The organism is Kitasatospora sp. NPDC089509, from assembly GCF_044749365.1.
In the GTDB taxonomy this organism is placed as follows: domain Bacteria; phylum Actinomycetota; class Actinomycetes; order Streptomycetales; family Streptomycetaceae; genus Kitasatospora.
Map to the genome: position 1 here is coordinate 1 of NZ_JBIVHS010000060.1, position 2,150 is coordinate 2,150.

1 protein-coding gene is annotated in these 2,150 nt (G+C 73.7%); it reads right to left on the reverse strand.

The window, feature by feature from the left end; genetic code table 11:
* Positions 1-2,129: amino acid adenylation domain-containing protein (locus ACIP4P_RS45050; protein ID WP_400930338.1), on the reverse strand; the 2,129-nt coding region annotated here is incomplete at its 3' end.
* Positions 2,130-2,150: the final 21 nt, after the last annotated feature.

The following is a 2,150-nucleotide window of genomic DNA, read 5'->3' on the forward strand; positions in this document are numbered from 1 at the left end:
ACCGGCTCACCCGCCGCACCCACCAGACCCGCCACCGTCGGCGTCTCGAACAACGCCCGCAACGGCAACTCCACACCCAGCACCGCACGCACCCGACTCACCAGACGCGTCGCCAACAGCGAATGCCCACCCAGCTCGAAGAAGTCGTCGTCGATACCGACCCGCTCCAGGCCCAGCACCTCCGCGAAGACCCCGCACAGCACCTCCTCCCGCGCGGTCCGCGGCCCACGACCCGACACCACCGCACCGAAGTCCGGCACCGGCAGCGCCTTCCGGTCCACCTTCCCGTTCGGCGTCAACGGCAGCACACCCAGCACCACCACAGCCGCCGGCACCATGTAGTCCGGGAGCGCGGTGGCGACGTGGGAGCGCAGTTCGGCGGCGTCCGGCAGGCTCTCGCCGCGCGGGACGACGTAGCCGACCAGGCGCTTGTCACCGGGCTGGTCCTCGCGGACCAGGACGGTGGCGCGGGCCACGGCGGGGTGGCGGGCCAGCACGGCCTCGATCTCGCCGAGCTCGATCCGGAAGCCGCGCAGCTTCACCTGGTGGTCCGCACGGCCGATGACGACGAGTTCGCCGTCCTCGGTCCAGCGGGCCAAGTCACCGGTGCGGTACATCCGGGAGCCGGGCTCGCCGAAGGGGTCGGCCACGAAGCGCTCGGCGGTCAGCCCGGGCCGGCCGAGGTAGCCGCGCGCCACGCCGTTCCCGGCCACGTACAGCTCGCCGGTCACCCCGGCCGGGACCGGGACCAGCCCGGCGCCGAGCACGTAGAGGCGGGTGTTCGAGAGCGGTCGGCCGACCGGCAGGATGCCGGTGCCGGGCTCGGTGCCCGGCTCGATCCGGTACTCGGCGCAGCTCACCGTGGTCTCGGTCGGGCCGTACACATTGCGCACGGTCACGGCCGGGTGCGCCCGGCGCCAGCTCCGCAGCGTCCCGGCGGTCAGCGGCTCACCCGCGAGCAGCAGGTCGCCGGTGGGCGAGGCGTCGGCGGGCAGGGCCTCCAGCAGCGGCAGGTGGCTCGGGGTGCCCTTCACCAGGGTGGGGGCGGTGCCCGCCGCCGCGGCGTCCTCCAGCTCGGCGATCCGCACGCAGCCGCCGACGGTCAGCGGGGTGAACAGCGCGGTGACCGTCATGTCGAAGGACACCGAGGAGTGCAGCACCGCCGCCCCGGCCGCACTGGGGTAGCTGCGGCCGGCCCACTCCAGGTAGTCGACCAGGTTGTGCTGTTCCACCAGCACGCCCTTGGGCCGGCCGGTGGAGCCGGAGGTGTAGATGACGTACGCGGGGTGGTGCGGCCGCAGCGGGCGCACCCGGTCGCGGTCCGTCGGGTTGGCGTCGACGGGGGCCGGTCCGTCGGCCCGCAGGCCGTCGACCGTCAGCCCGTCGACCGTCAGCCCGTCGATCTTCAGTCCGTCGGCCCGGAGGCCGTCCGCGAGGGCGCCGTCGGCGGAGATCACCAGGGCCGGTGCGGCGTCGCGCAGCATGTAGTCGATGCGCTCGGCGGGGTAGTCGGGGTCGACCGGGAGGTAGGCCGCTCCGGCCTTCACGACGCCGAGCAGGGCGCACATCAGCTGCGCGGAGCGCGGCAGCACCACCGCGACCAGGTCCTCGGGGCCCACGCCCGCCTCGATCAGCCGGTGCGCGATGCCGTTGGCGCGGGCGTTCAGCTCGGCGTAGCTCAGCGCGAGGTCGCCCTCCAGCACGGCGGTGGCCGCGGGGGTGCGGGCGGCCTGCGCCTCGAACAGCTCCGGCAGGCAGGCGTGGTCGACGGCGACCTTGGTGTCGTTCCAGTCCAGCAGGAGCCGTCGGCGCTCCTCCTGGTCGAGGAGGTCCAGGACGGCGATCGGCCGGTCCGGGTCGGCGACGACCGCGCGCAACACCCGCTCGAAGCGGACGGCCAGCGCCTGGGCGGTCGACCGGTCGAACAGGTCGCCGTTGTACTCCAGCACCCCGCGGATGCCGTCCGGGCCCTGCTCGCCGTGCTGCTCCTGCACGTTGACGGAGAGGTCGAACTTGGCGATGTCGAGGTCGACGGGTTCCAGGGTGAAGCTGAGGCCCTGGAGGTCGAGGCTGACCTGCGGGGTGTTCTGGAACGCCAGCATCACCTGGAACAGCGGGTGACGGGCCATCGAACGCGCCGGGTTGACCAG